The following is a 15,671-nucleotide window of genomic DNA, read 5'->3' as shown; positions in this document are numbered from 1 at the left end:
CTGCGTGCGCGCCGGCGTCCTGGCCGGCCCGCNGGCGGCCGTCGGCTGCGTCATGGCCACCTCCCTGCGGCGCGCAACGGCGACCGGCAACCCGCCCGCGGGCGACCGTCGCGCCGTTGCCGGTCCTGCCGTCATGGTAAGTCCGCGGCTGGGAGGATCGTGCCCGTGATCGGCGACTGTCTCGGCGACGACGACCCGACGGCCATCAGAGCTCAAGGTCTTCTGCTGTCCTGGGGGGCGGACAGGATCGACCATCCCGGCGGCAGCCTGTTCGACCATCTGCTGCGCGTGCGCGACCTGCTCGCACGGTGGCGGGCCGCCAGCGTGCTGCAGGTGGCGGGTCTGTGCCACGCCGTCTACGGCACCGACGGGTTCGCCCCGCACCTGGTGGACCTCTCCCGGCGCCGCGAGGTGGCCACGATGGCGGGAACAGATGTCGAGAAGGTGATTACCGGTATGCCAGCTGCGATCGCGCCTGGGTCTACCCTCGCCTGTCCGCCGCGGCGCAGGTCGAGTTCCGCGACCGGTTCACCGGCCAGGTGCAGCCGGTCCGCGGTGGCGAGCTACGGGCGTTCCTGGAACTCACCGCAGCCAACGAACTCGACCTCGCCCGGCACAACCCGACGTTCGCCGCGCAGGTCGGTCCCCGTCTGCGCGCCCTGTTCGCCCGCACGCGTCCGCTCCTGAGCGCCGCGGCATGGCGGGACTGCGCCGCGACTGTTCGGACCTGACCGGTCGGGACGCACGCCCCCGGCCGGTCCGGCGCCTTCAGAGCGCGCGGACGGCTGTGCGGCGCACTGAGGGCGCCAGGCTGTCGGCGGCAGGGCGGTGAAGGGCACGGTGCCACCCTGCCACGCAGCCCATCCAACGACGCAGNCCCTCCACGGCCCCCGCACTGCCCGCGCTCCCTCGGCGGCGTCGACGGCGCACACTGAGCGGGCGGGCCTACTGCCGTTGCTCCCCACCCGCCGTCACCAGCGCAGACCCCGACCGGCATCGTGCCGCCGGGGCCCGTCCCACCAGGGAGACACATGGCCACCCCGCAGGAGCGCCGCGCCGCCGACCAGCAGGACCGCTACGCCGAGCACCGTCGCGCCCAGGTGACGATCCTCGCCGCCGCCGAGCACCTGGACCCCGCCGACCTCAGCCTGCGCGCCCGCCAACTGCGCGACACCGCCCAGGCGATCCTGCGTCGCCGCCTCAGCGTCAGACTCCCCGTCGACGCCGTCCCGGGCACGTAGGCCGCGTAGGTGCACGCGACCGTGGGAGCCTGCGGCGTTCCTTGATCCTCACCGTCGAGGTGGGGCAGGATCGTGGAGGTCGAGGTCCTGCCCGGCGCCCTGGCGCGGTTCCGCGGAACCGCGCCGCGTCGGCCTCGGTCCCAGTCCCGGTACCCACAGGCCATGGTGCCTTCGTGTCTTTCTGTGCCTGCCTGCGTTCGGCGGATCGCCGCCGGTCATCGCGACGGCGTCAGCGGTACCCGATCGCGCTGGCGGGCGTTCGAGGCGGCCAGCGGCGGTGCGCCGGCCGGTCTGGACATCGCCGCCACCCTGGAGTGACCGTGCTCGCGGGTGGTGTCGGGGGCGGGGACGGCGGGTCCGGGGTCCAGGGCGCCGAGCGCCGCCGGGTCGCAGGCGTCGGCGAGCAGGTCCAGGGACAGGCCGAGGACCCCGGCAAGTGCGGCGACGGTGAAGAACGCCGGCGTCGCGATGCGGCCGGCCTCGATCTTGCGCAGCGTCTCCGGGGACACCCCGGCCGCGGCGGCGACCTCGACCATGCTGCGCTCGCCGCGCGCGGCCCGCAGCAGCCCGCCCAGCCGCTCGCCACGTTCCCGTTCCGCCCTCGTCAACGGCGCCCGTACCATACCCGTGATACTAATACCGTTATAGTTATTGGGTTCGGTGGGTGCCGACGCGGCGCAGGCGCGGCGTCGGCGCACGCGGGGAAAGGATGGTCGGGATGGTGGAGCTGAAGTCGGCCGCTGCGATCGAGGCGATGGCCGCGGCCGGGGAGGTCGTCGCCCGTGCGCTGGGCGCCACCCGCGACGCTGCCGCCGTCGGGGTCACCCCCCGCGAGCTGGACGCGGTCGCGCACGCGGTCATCCGCGACGCCGGGGCCATCCCGGTCTTCCTGGACTACCAGCCCGGTTTCGCCCCGACGCCGTTCCCCGCGGTCATCTGCGCCTCGGTCAACGACGTCATCGTCCACGNCATCCCCGGCGACACCCCNCTGCGCGACGGCGACCTGGTCAGCATCGACTGCGGCGCCGAGCTCGACGGCTGGGTCGGCGACGCCGCGATCAGCTTCACCGTCGGCGCCGGACGCCCCGACGACGCCGCTCTCATCGACACCACCGCCGCGGCGCTGGCCGCCGGCATCGCCGCCGCCGTCCCCGGCGGCCGCCTCGGCGACATCGCCGCCGCCATCGGCGCCGTCGGGCGCGCCGCCGGCTACGGCATCCCCCGCGACTTCGGCGGGCACGGCATCGGCCGGCACATGCACGAGGATCCCAGCGTGCCCAACGACGGCCGGCCCGGACGGGGCATGCCGCTGCGCGCCGGGCTGGTCCTCGCGCTGGAACCGATGTTCTGCGCCGGGGGCCGCGACAGCTACCGCACCGCCGCCGACGGCTGGGCCCTGCACACCATCGACGGCAGCCGCGCCGCCCACGTCGAGCACACCGTCGCCATCACCGCCGACGGTCCGCGCATCCTCACCACCACCGCCTCGGCCACCACCGCCTCGGCCACCACCGTCTGAGCACCAGCGTCGGAGCCAGCGCTGCCAACCGCCACCGGTCGGCAGCACCTCGCGTCGCTCCGCCCGCACCCCGAGCGGATCGCGCCCCTGCTCGGCGCGGGTGGCGCCCGGTCCGTTGCGGGTCGCCGCCGCGGCGGTCGATAGTCGGAGCTGACCGTCCCGGCACCCGCCGCCGGGCTGGTGGCCACCCCAACCCGACCCCGGACCCCTCGGAGCGTGCCGTGACGTCGCCGTCAACCGCCCTGCAGCCCTTCACGATCGACGTCCCCGACGCGGTCCTCGACGATCTGCGCCACCGGCTGCGCCGGACCCGGTGGACCGAGCAGATCCCCGGCACGGGCTGGGACCTGGGCACCGACGTGGACTACCTGCGCGGGCTGTGCGCCTACTGGGCGGACGGGTACGACTGGCGCGCCGCCGAGGCCCGCCTCAACCGCTGGCCGCACCTGCGCACCGTCATCGACGGCACCACCGTGCACGCCCTGCACGCCCGCTCGCCGCACCCGGGAGCCGTGCCGCTGCTGCTCACCCACGGCTGGCCCGGGTCGATCGTGGAGTTCGGCGGGGTCATCGACCGCCTCGTCGACCCGCCGTCCTACGGCGGCGACGCCGCCGACGCCTTCCACGTCATCTGCCCGTCCCTGCCCGGCTACGGCTGGTCCGGGCCGACGGTCGAACGCGGCTGGCACGTGCGGCGCATCGCCGACGCCTGGGCGCAGCTCATGACCCGCCTGGGCTACGACCGCTTCGCCGCCCAGGGCGGCGACTGGGGCGGGGCCATCACCGCCCACCTGGGCGCCTACCACCCCGACCGACTGATCGGCATCCACCTCAACCTGGTCCCGCCGCCGCCGATGACCCGCGAGGAACGCGCCAACCTCACCCCCGAGGAGATCGCCGACCTCGACTTCGCCCGCCACTTCGCCCAGTACGAGACCGGCTACCAGGCCATCCAGGGCACCAAGCCGCAGACGCTCGCCCACGCCCTGGCCGACTCCCCGGCGGGGCTGGCGGGCTGGATCGTGGAGAAGTTCCGCACCTGGTCGGACTGCGACGGCGACGTGGAGAAGGCGATCAGCCGCGACGACATCCTCACCAACATCACGACCTACTGGGTGACGGAGACGATCGGCTCGTCGATCCGGCTGTACTACGAAACCCGCGCCGCGGGCCTGCTCGGCGCCCCCGAACGGCAGATCAGCACCCCCACCGGTGCGGCGATCTTCCCGAAGGAGATCTACCGGCCGGCACGCGCCGTCATCGCCCGCCACTACAACCTGCGGCGCTGGACCGTGCAACCCCACGGCGGCCACTTCGCCGCCCTCGAACAGCCCGAGCTGTTCACCGCCGACGTCACCGCCTTCTTCCGCACCCTGCGCCCCTGACCCACACCCCCAGGCCGACCGACGACGCGGTTCCGCGGAACACCATGATCGTCGAAGTCGCAGCGTGGCCGGATGCGGCGGCGGAAAAGGGGGTGACGGATCGCGGCGGGGCCGGCAGCCTGACCGGATGATCCGCACCCCCGACGGCCCCGACCCGGCGCCGACCCCCAGCCCCGACCACCCCGCCTCGTCCGATCACCCCGCCTCGTCCGACCACCCCGCGCTGCCCGGCGAGTTGCGTTGGCGGCGGCCGGGCGGCGCCGACCAGGCGCGGGTGCTCGCCGTGCTGGACGACTGGTGGGGCGCCCTCGGCGGTGAGGCCGGTTCCCGGCAGCGGGCCCTGCTGCTGCCCCGGCTGTTCTTCCAGCACTTCGCCGACACCTCCCTGCTCGGCGAGGCCACCGACGGCCGGCTGACGGCCTTCCTGATCGGTTTCCGTTCCGCCGCGCAGCCCGACGCCGCCTACATCCACTTCGTCGGCGTCGACCCGGCCCTGCGCCGCCGCGGCGTGGCCGCCGGACTGTACCGGTGGTTCTTCGCCCAGGCCGCCGCCGGCGGCGCCCGGCGCGTCGATGCGATCACCAGCCCGGGCAACGCCACCTCCGTGGCCTTCCACACCGCGATCGGCTTCCGGATCATCCCGGGGCGGCGCACGGTCGACGGCGTCGACGTCCAGGTCGACTACGACGGGCCGGGGCTGCACCGCATCGCCTTCACCCGCCCCCTCACTCCCGCCGACACGGCACGGGCGTCGGAGTCCTGAACCGCTGCGCGCGGCTGCGGGGGTCGACGGGGGCCGCCGGGTGCGGTTGCGCCGACGACCCCACTGTCCACGGCCACGACCGAAAACCGGCGGCGGTCCCTCGGTCACAGCGGACGAGCCGCGTGTACCCCGGGCGGACGGACCGGGGTTCTGTCAGGACAGGCGGCGGGTCCGCCAGAAGCAGGACCCGGTCAGGAGCAGGGCGAGGGCGAGGAAGAGGCGCTGTTTCGGATCCTTGCAGGGCCCAGTCACGAGGTCTTCCAGGATGAGCAGGCGGGGCGTTCGGCGATCCCGAGGGTGNGGGCGAGCTGGGCCCGTTGGCCACCCGAGAGGGTCGCGGCCCGCGCAGTCGGGTCCAGCCCGAGCTGGCGAATCCGCGCGCGGGCCAGCTCGTCGTCCCAGCCCGGGTTGAGCCGGGCGCCCAGGCGCAGATGATCGGCGACGCTCAGCCCGGCGTACACCGGGGGCCTGCAGGACGGCGCTCACGCTATGTCCTGCGCCGCGGCGGACCGGAAGGTGGTCGTGAACAGGGCCTCGATGCTCTCGTCGTCGAGGCCGGCCCGGCGGGCCCTGGCCAGCCAGCGTTGCAGGTCCGCCCGCAGCAGCCCGTGCGCGGCGAGCGTGGAGTCGGTCAGCGTCCGCGTCACGAACGTGCCGATCCCGGGCCGGGCGGCCACCAGACCGTCGCGCTCCAGTTCCCGTCGATNCATCCCCAGCCGCAGCGTCCCGCCTTGACGGGCACAACTTCCTCGGTACATTAGTCAAGTAACTAACCGACGAACATGGGTCGCCGACGATGGGGGAGTCAATGTGCTCGATGACGCCACACCACTGTTCACCCAGATCGCCCAACGACTCACCGAGGAGATCGCCGACGGCACCCTCGCCGAGGGTGCACGGGTGCCCTCGACCAACGAGCTGGCCGCCTACTACCGGATCAACCCGGCCACCGCGGCCAGGGGCCTGGGCGTGCTGACCGACGACGGGCTGCTGGAGAAGCGCCGCGGCATCGGCATGTTCGTCGCGCCCGGCGCCCGGGCGCGGCTGCTCGACGAGCGCCGCCGCCAGTTCGCCGAGCGCTACGTGCAGCCGCTGGTCGCCGAGGCCGGCCGGCTCGGCATCGACCCCGACGAGCTGGTGGCACTGATCCGCCAGGCCAGCCCCACCCAGACAGGCATCGCCCGGTGACCGCCACGATCTCGGTGCGCGGCCTGACCCGCCGCTACCGCCACCACCTCGCCCTCGACGATGTCGGACTCACCGTCGACGGGCCGTCCATCACCGGCCTGGTCGGCCGCAACGGCGCCGGCAAGACCACACTGCTGCGCATCCTCGCCGCCCACGAGCTGCCCACCGCCGGGCAGGTGCGCGTGCTCGGCGCCAACCCGATCGAGAACGACGCCGTCCTGCGCCGCATGGTCTTCGTGCGCGAGGACCAGAGCTTCCCCGACATCCGGGTCCGCGACGCGCTGAAGGCGGCGTCGTGGTCGCATCCGGGCTGGTGCGCCGAGCTGGCCGAGACCCTCGTCGGCGAGTTCGAGCTGCCGACCGACCGGCCGATCAAACGGCTGTCCCGGGGCATGCGTTCGGCCCTGAGCATCGTCATCGGCCTGGCCGCCCGCGCCGAGGTCACCCTGTTCGACGAGCCTTACGCCGGCCTCGACGCCGTCGCCCGCCAGCTGTTCTACGACCGGCTGCTCGCCGAGTACGCCGAACACCCCCGCACGATGCTGCTGTCCACCCACCTCGTCGACGAGGTCGCCGGGCTGCTGGAACGGGTGGTGATGATCGACCGCGGACGGATCGTGCTCGACTGCGCCGCCGACGACATCCGCGGCGGCTGGACGATGGTCAGCGGCCCGAGCGCCGCCGTGCAGCGCCTCGTCGCCGGACGCCCCACCCGCGGCCGGCGCACGATCGCCTCCCAGGAGTCCGTCGTCGTCGCGCAGGCCCTCGACGACACCGACCGCCTGCGCGCCCGCGAGCTGCGCCTGCGGGTGGAACCCCTGTCGCTGCAGCAGGTCGTCGTCCAGGCCTCGGCGCTGGCCACCGAGCAACCGACCGAGGAGAGCCGCCCATGACCACCGGGCGCACCATGCTCACCATCGCCCGCTTCCATCTGCTGCAGCGTTTCCTCTACCTGGTGCTGCCCTGGGCGATCCTGGCGTTCAGCTTCGCCGTGAACCTCGTCGTCTCCGCCGAGCTGCCGGCGGATGCCAACCACTCCGGCGGGCTGGCCACGATCTACATCTACGTGTTCGCCGGCGGGCTGCTGGCGACCTTCCGCTCCCTGCCGTTCGGGCTCGCGCTCGGGGTCAGCCGCCGCTCCTACTACCTGGGGACCGCCGGGCTGGGGATCGCGCTGGCCGCCGTGTTCGCCCTCGCCCTCACCGCGGCGCAGGCCGTCGAGCGGGCCACCGGCGGCTGGGGGGTCACCCTGCACTTCTTCGACCTGGCCTACCTGCTCACCGGGCCGTGGTACCAGACCTGGCTGACGTCGTTCGTGGGCCTGGTGCTGATGTTCGTCTACGGGATGTGGTGGGGGCTGGTGTACCGGCGCTGGAATCTGCCCGGCCTGGTCGCCTTCCTCGCCGGGCACCTGGTCGGGCTGCTCGCCGCCGCGCTCGCCGTCACCTGGACCCACACCTGGGCCGGTGTCGGGGACTTCTTCACCGCCCTGAGCGCCGTGGGTCTCACCGGGGTGCTCGCCGTCCTCGCCGCCGCGCTGCTCGCCGGCGGGTTCACCACGATCCGCCGGGTCACCGTCTGAGAAACCCGGGGGCCCCGACGGCGCTGTCGCGGGTCCCGACGACGTCGAAGAACGGCGTCTCGGTGGCACCCGGGCACAGCGCCAGCACCCGCACTCCCGCCGGGCGCGTCTGCGCCCACGACGGTGACGCCGGCCGCCTCCCCGGCCTCGCCCGGGGCCCGAAGCCGGGGTAGCTTTCTGCGATGTACGTACCGGTGCCCTTCTCGGCCGACGCCGCGACCATCGCCGAGATCCTCGCGCACCCCGGGGCGGCCGACCTCGTCACCGTCACCGACACCGGGCCACTCGCCTCGGTCGTGCCGTTCGTCCTGGACCCCACCCGGGGTCCGCGCGGAGCGCTGCTGGGCCACCTCGCCCGCGGCAACGACCAGTGGCGCACCGGCCGCGACGGGCCGGCCCTGGTCATCGTGGGCGGNCCCGACGCCTACATCTCCCCGTCCTGGTATGCGGCCAAGGCCGAGCACGGCCGCGTCGTACCCACCTGGGACTACATCCGGGTTCACGTCCACGGCCGGCTGCGCGTGCACGACGACCCCACCTGGCTCGCCGACGTGCTGCGCCGGCTCACCGACACCCACGAGGCCGCCCACGCCGAGCCCTGGTCCGTCGACGACGCCCCACCCGACTACCTCGCCGGGATGCTGCGCGCGGTCGTCGGCGTCGAGGTGGTCATCGACCGGGTCGAGGCGGCGGTGAAACTCAGCCAGAACCGCCCGCCCGCCGACGTCGAGGGGATCCTCGCCGGGCTGCGCGCCCGCGGGGAGCACGCCACCGCCGACGCCGTCGCCCACCACCGCCCCCCGACCCCGCCCACCGGGCCACGCCAGCCAGGCCAGCCACGCCAGCCACGCCAGCCACGCCGGCCAGACCGGTCAATCCAGCCAAGCCAGGCGACTGCGCAGGACGCCCAGGACGCGCCCATCACGCCGACGCCGCCGGCCGCCGACGGGTGACCCCCACGCGGGGGAGGCGCCGGGCGCCCACCGCCGCCGGTAGGCCCACGCGGCCGGGTCCGCCCCCGCGCCCCGCCGACCCCGCAGGCCCGCGCGGCCCCGAGACGCCCCGAGACGCCCTCGGCGCGCCCCCCACCCGGACTCCCGCCCGCCCTGACCAGGCCCGCGGCACGGGCCCGCCCGGCAGCGGGGCACCCGGCCCGATCGGGCCATCAGGGCCCATTACACGCCTCACGTTCCACCTACAAGAGGAGGAATGTCCCGAATGGACAACGCGGGGGCGGTGTGGAGTTCGTCGAACCTCTGTACAGACCCCCCCGGGGGCGCGGTAGCGTGCCCACCGTCACGTCGTCCACCGATCCGGCTACACACCGGTAGGACCGTCGCCGTGGACGGCTCGCCGCGTACCCGACGTCAAAGCCCAGCTCCGGCACCCGCAGCGGGCCCGCCGGGGCGAGGCGGGCGCGGCGGGCGGCAGCCCACGACCACCCGACGGTGACACGACGTGACGGACAGGGGTGGGCGTGCCCGCGGCCCGCGCCGCCGCGGCAGCCGGCCGCGCCGACGCCGGTGCGCCCGGCCCGCCCGGGCCCCGGTCCAGCCCGGACGTGACAGCGGGCGCGAAAACGGGCGGTCCGGCCGGCGGTGTGCGCCGCCGGCCGGGAGGTGGAGGGGATGCAGGGCATGGACGCGGTGGAACTGCCGGGCGCGCAGGTGCCGGACCGCTTCGGCCTGTCCGCCGCCGCCCGCGCCGCGGCGATGATCTCCCGGGAGATCGCCTACGCCGACCCCGACCCGCTCGCACTCAGCGAGTTCGACGACCGCCTCTACCGCTACGCCACCACCCTGCTCAGCGTGTCCCCCACCAGCCTGCTCGGCCCGATCGTCGGCGACTGGCGCCGCGTGCAGGCCGCCCTGGCGCGGCGGCTGTCGCCCGCGGTGCACATCGAGCTGACCCGCGTCGCCGGCTACCTGTCGTTCTACCTGGGGGTGCTGTCCGCGGACACCGGCGCGGACACCTCCGCCCGCCGCTTCGCCACCCTCACCGAACAGTTCGCCGCCCAGCTCGACGACCGGCTGCTCACCGGCACCTCCCGCAGCCTGGACGCCGCGATCGCCTTCGCCGACGGACGCCTCGACGCCGCCCGCGCCGCCGCCGCCCGGGCCGCCGCCGTCGAGCATCCCTACCTGCACGGCTGGGCCGCGGCCGCCGAGGTCACCCTCGCCGCGGCCGCCGGGGACGAATCCGGCGTCGACGCCGCGCTGACCCGCCTGCGCGACCGCCCGGTCGTGCGCGGCCTGCGTCATCCGGGCTGGCCCGCCTTCGACGACGTCCGCGAGGCGTGCNTCGTCGCCGACGCGATGGCCCGGCTGCAGGTGCCCGGAGCCCGTTCCGCGGCGTGGCGTGCCGTGGCGATCACCACCCCGGGCACCCTCGAACGCGGCTGGGCGCTGGCCGCGCTGGCCACCACGCTGGTCAACCACGACCCCGCCACCGCCGGCGGTGTCCTCGACGAGATGGTCGCCATCCTCNACGCCCGCCCGTCGCGGCTGCTGGCCACCCGGGTGCACGAGGTCCTGCTGCTGATCTCCTCGCCCCCGGTCGACCGCGCCCCCCGCACCGCCGGCGCCTCCTGAGGGGAGCCCGGCCGGGTCGGGTCAGCGCGGCGGGGTCGGATCAGTCAGCGACGTCGGCGAGGGCGACGACCTGGGCGGGGGACAGGCGCACGAGCAGCTCGCCGGGCACGCCGTTGCGCGCGCCGTACTCCTCGGCCCGCTGCGCACCCATGTAGCGGGCGGCGATGCGCGTGGCCCAGTGGCGCACCTCGGCCAGGTCCTCGGACAGCGCCACCGGCCCGGTCAGGGTGACGAACGAGTACGGCGGCCGCTCGTCGTCGACGCAGAGCGTCGCGACCCCGGTGCGCCGCAGCGCCCGGCCCTTCACCGACTCCGCCCCGGTGTTGAACACGATGTCGCCGCCGTCGAGGAGGAACCAGATCGGCACCACATGCGGCCGCCCGTCGGCACGGACGGTGCCGAGCTTGCCGGTACGCGTGCCCGCCGAGACGAACTCCCGCCACTGCACCTCGGTCATCGTCGCCATACGGGCACCCTATGCCGCCCACGACGCCGCCCGGCCAGGCCACGCCCGCCGCGGACTCCACGGTGCCCAGGGCACCTGTCGCCGGAGGGTCTCGACGCTTCCCGGCGCCGCCGGGGCGCGCACAACCTGCGGCAGCGGGCCCGCCGACTGCCGGCAACGGGCCCGCCGACTGCGGCAACCCGCATGCCGAGCCCGACCGGTGGGCGGTCCCGGCTTCGGCCGTCTCAGGCCGACGCCCGGTACGCCTGCTCGCCCGACCCGCTGGGATCCACGACGAACGAGTCCGCCGAGTCCGCGGCGGTCCCAGCGCTGCGGCCCGAGCCACCGCGAGGCAGACCACCGCCAGGCAGACCACCGCCAGGCAGAGCGCTGCCGGCCAGGGCGCTGCCGGCCAGACCGGTCGTGCTCGAAACGGCGGTGCCCGGGGCAGCGCCGGTCTGCGCGCCACGCGCACCGGTGGCGCGCAGACGACGGCCTCGACGGACCAGCAGCCGCTCGGCGAGGGCGTCGGCCCGTTCGATGTCGTCCAGGGTGGCGCGGGTCCGCCGTTCGACCTCCAGGATCGCGGCGAGCAGCTCGGCGGACAGCCGGGTGCGTGCGGCAACCCGGGCCACACTCGGTGGCAGCGACGCCGTCGCACCCCCCGGCCCGGCCGTCCCCCCCGGTGACCCGCCCGCGCCCCCCGCCTCCGAACGGTCAGCGTCGAACCGGCCAGCGTCGGGATCGGCACGGCCCGGACCCGGCCCGCCCGGACGGCCGCTGTCCAGCCGCGCCCGGGCGGGCGAACGGCCGTGCGCTCGGCCGGGCGCGGGGGGAGCCCCGACCTGGACGGGCCGCGCCGCCGTCGATCGCGCCGCCGTCGGGCGGGCGGACTCGGGCTGGCGGGCGGGTGCCGGCGGGCGGGCGGACGGAGTGGACCGGGCGGTGAGGTGCAGCAGAGCCATGCCTCAGTGATACCGCGCCAGATACGCACCGCAACGCCTTGACTTCTCCGCGCCGCGCGGGATCACCCTTTTCCCACAGGACATCCACAGGGTCACGTCGAGTTACCCACCGGCCCGTCGACAGGGTTGTCCACATCCCGATCATCGTGTGATGAACATCACAGATCGCCGGGTCGGGCGAGGATCCGCCGACGCTCGGCGCCGTCCACCCGCGACGGGGGGTCGGATCGGCGAGCATGGACCCATGACCCGGACACGCCGATGACCGGTGACGCGGAGGACCGGTGACGCGGTGGACCGACGGGGCGGACCGACGGGCGGATGACCCTGGCACGCCCATGACAGCGACACCGCTGCCCGGGGGGCGCGTCAACACGGTCGTCCGGATCGGGGACACCGTGCGTCGATGCATGCCGGACCGCGCCGAGTTCGTCCACCGTCTCCTTCGCCTGCTGGCGGACCGCGGCTTCGAGGCAGCGCCGCGGCTGCTCGGCGTCGACGGCCAGGGCCGCGAGATCCTCACCTACCTGCCCGGCCATGTCGCCTGGCAGGACGACCAGCCGGCCGCCGTCACCGCCGACGACAGCCTTGCCCGCCTCGCCGAGCTGGTTCGCCGGCTCCACGACCTGACCGCGTCGACGGCGCTGGCGCACGGCGGCGAGGTCGTCTGCCACAACGACCTGGCGCCGCGCAACACCGTCTACCGGCCGGTGGCCGGGGCNCTGCGCCCGGTGGCACTGCTGGACTGGGATCTGGCGGCGCCCGGCCGACGCATCGACGACGTCGCCCACGTCTGCTGGCAGTTCCTCGGACTCGGCCCGTCGGCGACCGACCTGACCGAGGTGATCCGGCGGATCGCGGTGATCTGCGACGCCTACGGGCTGCGTCACCGTGACCGCCTGATCGCGACGATCCTGTGGTGGCAGGACCGATGCTGGCGCGGCATCGAGCGCGGTGCGCGGGCCGGGCAGCCCGGCGCCCTGCGCCTGCGCGAGGCCGGCGCCGTCGAGGAGGTGCGCGCCGCGCACCGCTGGGTCGCCGCCCATCGCGGCCGCCTGCAGGCCGGGCTCGTCGGGCGCCGCCCGCCCGGGGACGGCGGCGGTGGGGGCAGGCACCGGGGCCGGGAGGGTGACGCGGTTGCGCGGAACCCGGGTCACGTACACGGAAAGGATATCGATCACGACGTAGGGTGGTGATGATCTTCCGGGGTGGTGGTGCGCAGGAGCTGGAGCCGCGGCGGGAAGGCCGGCCGCGGCCTGTCACCAAGCCGTTCACGAAGCCGAAGCACCCTGTTACAGTGTGCCCCAACGATCGGGGGATCGCATGACGGAACGGGATGACCCGCGCGCCCAGCCGGACGGCGGCGACCCACAGCCACAGCCCTTCTACGGTCAGCCGCAACCTTCCTACCCTGCGTACGGGGACGCCGGCGCGCCGGGCGGCTACGACGGCCCCTACGGCCAGCCGGCCGGCGGGCCGGTCGCACCCTGGCAGGGCCAGCCCTACGGCGGGGCGTATCCGCCCACCGGCGGCGCCTACCCACCACCGGGCGGCTACCCGATCGGCCCGCCGCAGCCGTTCCCCACCACCGGCGCCCCCGGGCCGCTCGCCCCGCCGAAGTCCGTCGCCGTCGCGCTGCTGCTGACCTTCCTGTGGTTGGGCGCGGGGCACCTCTACGCGGGCCGGACCACCACCGGCGTCATCCTCCTCGTCGTCGACCTGTTCCTGTGGATGCTGTCGTTCTTCATCATCACGTTGATCCTCACCATCCCGGTGTGGCTCATCCTGTGGGTAATCGCCATGGTCACCTCGGCGACGGCGGTCAACGACTACAACACCAGGATCGGCTACCCGCGGGCCTGAGCGACGCCCACCGCCGCGGGCGGTCGGGCCCGGCGCGCGGCCGGGGTGGCGGCGCAGGTCAGCCGGCCGGGTGCGCGCCGCTCGGCGCGGGTGCGCGGGCGAGGTCGCCTCGACGAGGCGGGTGGCGTCGGCGTCACCCTGCTCGGCGGCATGTTGTGCACGGTCCATCAGCTCAGACCGTGCACAACGTGCCGCCCTGCAAACGTGCCGCCCTGCAAAGAGGTCTACTCCGGCAGAACAGTGCGTGGCGGTGGGTCGACACCGATACCGCGCAGCGCCTCGTCGACGAAGGCGCCCTTGGCGTTGGTGTAGGCGTTGCGGTTGTCGCGGTGCGCCATGGCCAGGCGCTGTTTGAGCCGGGCGTACCGCCCGCGCAGGTCCGCGTCGGCGCGCAGCGCGTCGCGGAAGGCGAGCAGCGCGCGAGCGTGCGGATCGGCAGCGGCGAGCACGTGCAGGTGATGGGTGCGCGCGGCCGGACGGGGGCGCAGCAACCACAGGCGGTAGCGGCCGGCCGGATCCTGCGGCCAGTACAGCCAGCCGTCGACGGCCAGCGCCGGCAGCGCGCCACGCGCGGCGTCGAGGTCGTGCACCGGGGCGAGCAGGTCGACGACCGGCTTCGCCGGCAGGTCCGCCACCGCGGTGGAGCCGATGTGCTCCACCGCGCCGGCGAGCAGATCCCCGAGGATGTCGGTGACCCGGTCGCGCTGCTCGGCGAACCGGCCGGCCCATCCCGGGTCGTGGGCGACGAGGTCGACCGGCTCGTCGGTGCCATCCCCCCGCCCGCGCACGGCGCTCAGCGACGCCAGGGAGAGCGCGACGTGCTGCGCGGCAGCGGTTCGGTGGCCGCCCAGATGCGTCGCCAGCGCGCCGTCGGGGTGTCCGGGGCGCCGCGCAGCCGCGCGGAGATCGACACCGGGCCGGTCCCGCTGCGCGCCGCGGCGCGGGGACGGTGGCGGCCCAGGGCGCGTGCCTCGCCGACGGCCGGCGTCACCGTCCCGTCGGCACCCTCACGGTCGGCCGCGGTCGGCTGGCGCGGTGGCGCGCCGGACCCGCCCGGCGCGTCCGCGGCGCCGGCCGCCTCGGCCGTCCCGGCCGCCTCGGTCGTCCCAGCCGACTCGGTCGTCCCGGTCGTCTCCGCGCCGGCCGGGGCGGCAGTCTCGGCGACCGGCGGGATCGAGGCGGACGCGGGTGAGGCGGGGGAGCCGCAGGGCGAACCGGGGGAGTCACCGGGCTGCTCGGCCAGTGCCACCCGGGTGGCATCCCACCAGCTGGTGGCATCCTCGGCGCACAGCCGGTCGACCTCGGCGGCCAGCCGGGCGGTGAACGTCCGCACATCCTCACCGGGCAGCGGACGCAACGGCCGACCGAAGCGCACCGTCACCTGCGGGCGGCCCGGCAGCGGCCACGACCGCCCCCGCGGCATCGCCGCGAACGCCCCCCGCACCCCCACCGGCACCACCGGCACCCCGGCGTTGATCGCCAGATAGGCCGCGCCCAGCCGGAACCGGCCCCGCGCCCCGTCCCGCGACCGCGTCCCCTCCGGGAAGATCACCAGGTTCCAGCCGTCGCGCAACAGATCCATCGGCGTCGACGACGGCGCCCCACCGCTGCGATCGATCGGCACCGTGGCGAACGCCAACGCGCTGGACGCCCCCCGCCACACACTGTCGAAGAAGTAGTCCGCCGCCGCCGTCACCGCGGTCCGCGCACGCACCCGCCCGGGCAGCGCACACAGCAGCATGGGCGCGTCGAGATGACTGGTGTGGTTCGACACGATGATCACCGGGGTGTCGCGGACCTCGTCGAACACCTCCGCGCCGTGCGCGTGCGCGGTCAGCGAGGCGTGCAGCAACGGATTCATCACCCCGCTGAGGAACGCCGCCCGCGTCGTGCGCGCCGCACCACTGCGCGCCCACCCCGTGGGGAACTCCCGCGACGCCGGACGCGCCGCGCGGCCCGCGTCCCCGACCGGCGCCCACGGCGGGCCACCCCGACGAACACCCCGCGCGGCCTCGCGCAGCCCCACACCCCGTCGCGGCCTACCCATCCCGATCACCCATCCGTCCCGAGCACCCTCGTCCTACCGGTCCATCCACCACGACCCGCAACCGGCCGCCGCGCGGCCCCCG

Annotated in this window: 15 protein-coding genes and 5 pseudogenes; 14 read left to right on the top strand and 6 right to left on the bottom strand. The window is 75.1% G+C overall.

Annotation, left to right across the window (positions count from 1 at the left end; translation table 11 throughout):
- Positions 1–33: 33 nt before the first annotated feature.
- On the bottom strand, positions 34–384 hold a 351-nt coding region (locus UK94_RS41995; protein WP_235486721.1), incomplete at its 3' end, for a hypothetical protein.
- A gap of 155 nt (positions 385–539) precedes the next feature.
- Here UK94_RS41995 and UK94_RS34570 point away from each other — a divergent pair.
- On the top strand, positions 540–731 hold the full coding sequence (locus UK94_RS34570; RefSeq protein WP_200912754.1) for a hypothetical protein: 192 nt from the start codon (positions 540–542) through the stop codon (positions 729–731).
- A gap of 300 nt (positions 732–1,031) precedes the next feature.
- On the top strand, positions 1,032–1,241 hold the full coding sequence (locus UK94_RS06570) for a hypothetical protein (RefSeq protein ID WP_011604876.1): 210 nt from the start codon (positions 1,032–1,034) through the stop codon (positions 1,239–1,241).
- 389 nt (positions 1,242–1,630) lie between these two features.
- Here UK94_RS06570 and UK94_RS31805 read toward each other — a convergent pair.
- Positions 1,631–1,864: pseudogene (locus UK94_RS31805) on the bottom strand (helix-turn-helix transcriptional regulator); the annotation flags it as partial.
- Between the two features lie 86 nt (positions 1,865–1,950).
- On the opposite strand from UK94_RS31805, the pseudogene UK94_RS41990 reads away from it, so the two are divergent.
- From UK94_RS41990 to UK94_RS06520, 9 genes and pseudogenes are all read left to right on the top strand, one after another.
- Positions 1,951–2,209: pseudogene (locus tag UK94_RS41990) on the top strand (M24 family metallopeptidase); the annotation flags it as partial.
- Positions 2,210–2,229: 20 nt separating this feature from the next.
- Positions 2,230–2,760 (top strand): M24 family metallopeptidase (locus UK94_RS06560; protein ID WP_235486719.1); only part of this gene is annotated, 531 nt, incomplete at its 5' end.
- Between the two features lie 221 nt (positions 2,761–2,981).
- Positions 2,982–4,145, top strand: a complete 1,164-nt coding sequence (locus UK94_RS06555; protein WP_011604879.1) for an epoxide hydrolase — start codon at positions 2,982–2,984, stop codon at positions 4,143–4,145.
- Positions 4,146–4,272: 127 nt separating this feature from the next.
- On the top strand, positions 4,273–4,908 hold the full coding sequence (locus UK94_RS06550) for a GNAT family N-acetyltransferase (protein ID WP_083866815.1): 636 nt from the start codon (positions 4,273–4,275) through the stop codon (positions 4,906–4,908).
- Between the two features lie 810 nt (positions 4,909–5,718).
- Entirely contained in the window at positions 5,719–6,096 is a 378-nt protein-coding gene (locus tag UK94_RS06535) for a GntR family transcriptional regulator (RefSeq protein WP_011604884.1), read from the top strand.
- Positions 6,093–6,989, top strand: a complete 897-nt coding sequence (locus UK94_RS06530) for an ABC transporter ATP-binding protein (protein ID WP_011604885.1) — start codon at positions 6,093–6,095, stop codon at positions 6,987–6,989. Before UK94_RS06535 ends, UK94_RS06530 begins: the two co-directional genes overlap by 4 nt.
- Entirely contained in the window at positions 6,986–7,678 is a 693-nt protein-coding gene (locus UK94_RS06525; RefSeq protein WP_011604886.1) for a hypothetical protein, read from the top strand. The genes UK94_RS06530 and UK94_RS06525 overlap by 4 nt, the downstream gene beginning before the upstream one ends.
- Positions 7,679–7,860: 182 nt before the next feature.
- Positions 7,861–8,093: pseudogene (locus UK94_RS41975) on the top strand (FMN-binding negative transcriptional regulator); the annotation flags it as partial.
- Between the two features lies 1 nt (position 8,094).
- Positions 8,095–8,631, top strand: a 537-nt coding sequence (locus UK94_RS06520; RefSeq protein WP_235486717.1) for an FMN-binding negative transcriptional regulator, incomplete at its 5' end; no start/stop codon positions are given.
- Positions 8,632–10,309: 1,678 nt separating this feature from the next.
- Here the strand turns inward: UK94_RS06520 and UK94_RS06510 are convergent.
- Together UK94_RS06510 and UK94_RS06505 are read right to left on the bottom strand one after the other, a co-directional pair.
- On the bottom strand, positions 10,310–10,735 hold the full coding sequence (locus UK94_RS06510) for a PPOX class F420-dependent oxidoreductase (protein ID WP_011604890.1): 426 nt from the start codon (positions 10,733–10,735) through the stop codon (positions 10,310–10,312).
- A gap of 224 nt (positions 10,736–10,959) precedes the next feature.
- The gene (locus UK94_RS06505; RefSeq protein ID WP_041939388.1) at positions 10,960–11,679 is read right to left on the bottom strand and encodes a hypothetical protein; all 720 of its coding nucleotides are present in this window, start codon (positions 11,677–11,679) and stop codon (positions 10,960–10,962) included.
- A gap of 338 nt (positions 11,680–12,017) precedes the next feature.
- Between UK94_RS06505 and UK94_RS41965 the strand changes: the two are divergent.
- The 3 genes and pseudogenes from UK94_RS41965 to UK94_RS06495 form a co-directional block, all read left to right on the top strand.
- Positions 12,018–12,400 (top strand): annotated as a pseudogene (locus UK94_RS41965) (phosphotransferase); the annotation flags it as partial.
- Position 12,401: 1 nt separating this feature from the next.
- Positions 12,402–12,875: pseudogene (locus tag UK94_RS41960) on the top strand (hypothetical protein); the annotation flags it as partial.
- Positions 12,876–13,002: 127 nt separating this feature from the next.
- The gene (locus UK94_RS06495; protein WP_055749083.1) at positions 13,003–13,542 is read left to right on the top strand and encodes a TM2 domain-containing protein; all 540 of its coding nucleotides are present in this window, start codon (positions 13,003–13,005) and stop codon (positions 13,540–13,542) included.
- Between the two features lie 224 nt (positions 13,543–13,766).
- Here UK94_RS06495 and UK94_RS06490 read toward each other — a convergent pair whose 3' ends face one another.
- Positions 13,767–14,330 carry a GrpB family protein gene (locus UK94_RS06490; protein ID WP_011604894.1) on the bottom strand — a complete coding sequence of 188 codons (564 nt, stop codon included), beginning with the start codon at positions 14,328–14,330 and terminating at the stop codon, positions 13,767–13,769.
- 5 nt (positions 14,331–14,335) lie between these two features.
- Positions 14,336–15,589, bottom strand: a complete 1,254-nt coding sequence (locus UK94_RS06485) for a lysophospholipid acyltransferase family protein (RefSeq protein WP_055749082.1) — start codon at positions 15,587–15,589, stop codon at positions 14,336–14,338.
- Positions 15,590–15,671: the final 82 nt, after the last annotated feature.

Source organism: Frankia sp. AvcI1 (assembly GCF_001420875.1).
GTDB lineage: Bacteria > Actinomycetota > Actinomycetes > Frankiales > Frankiaceae > Frankia > Frankia alni.
Note: the sequence above shows the minus strand (reverse complement) of the source record. Positions and strands in the feature narration are given on the sequence as shown.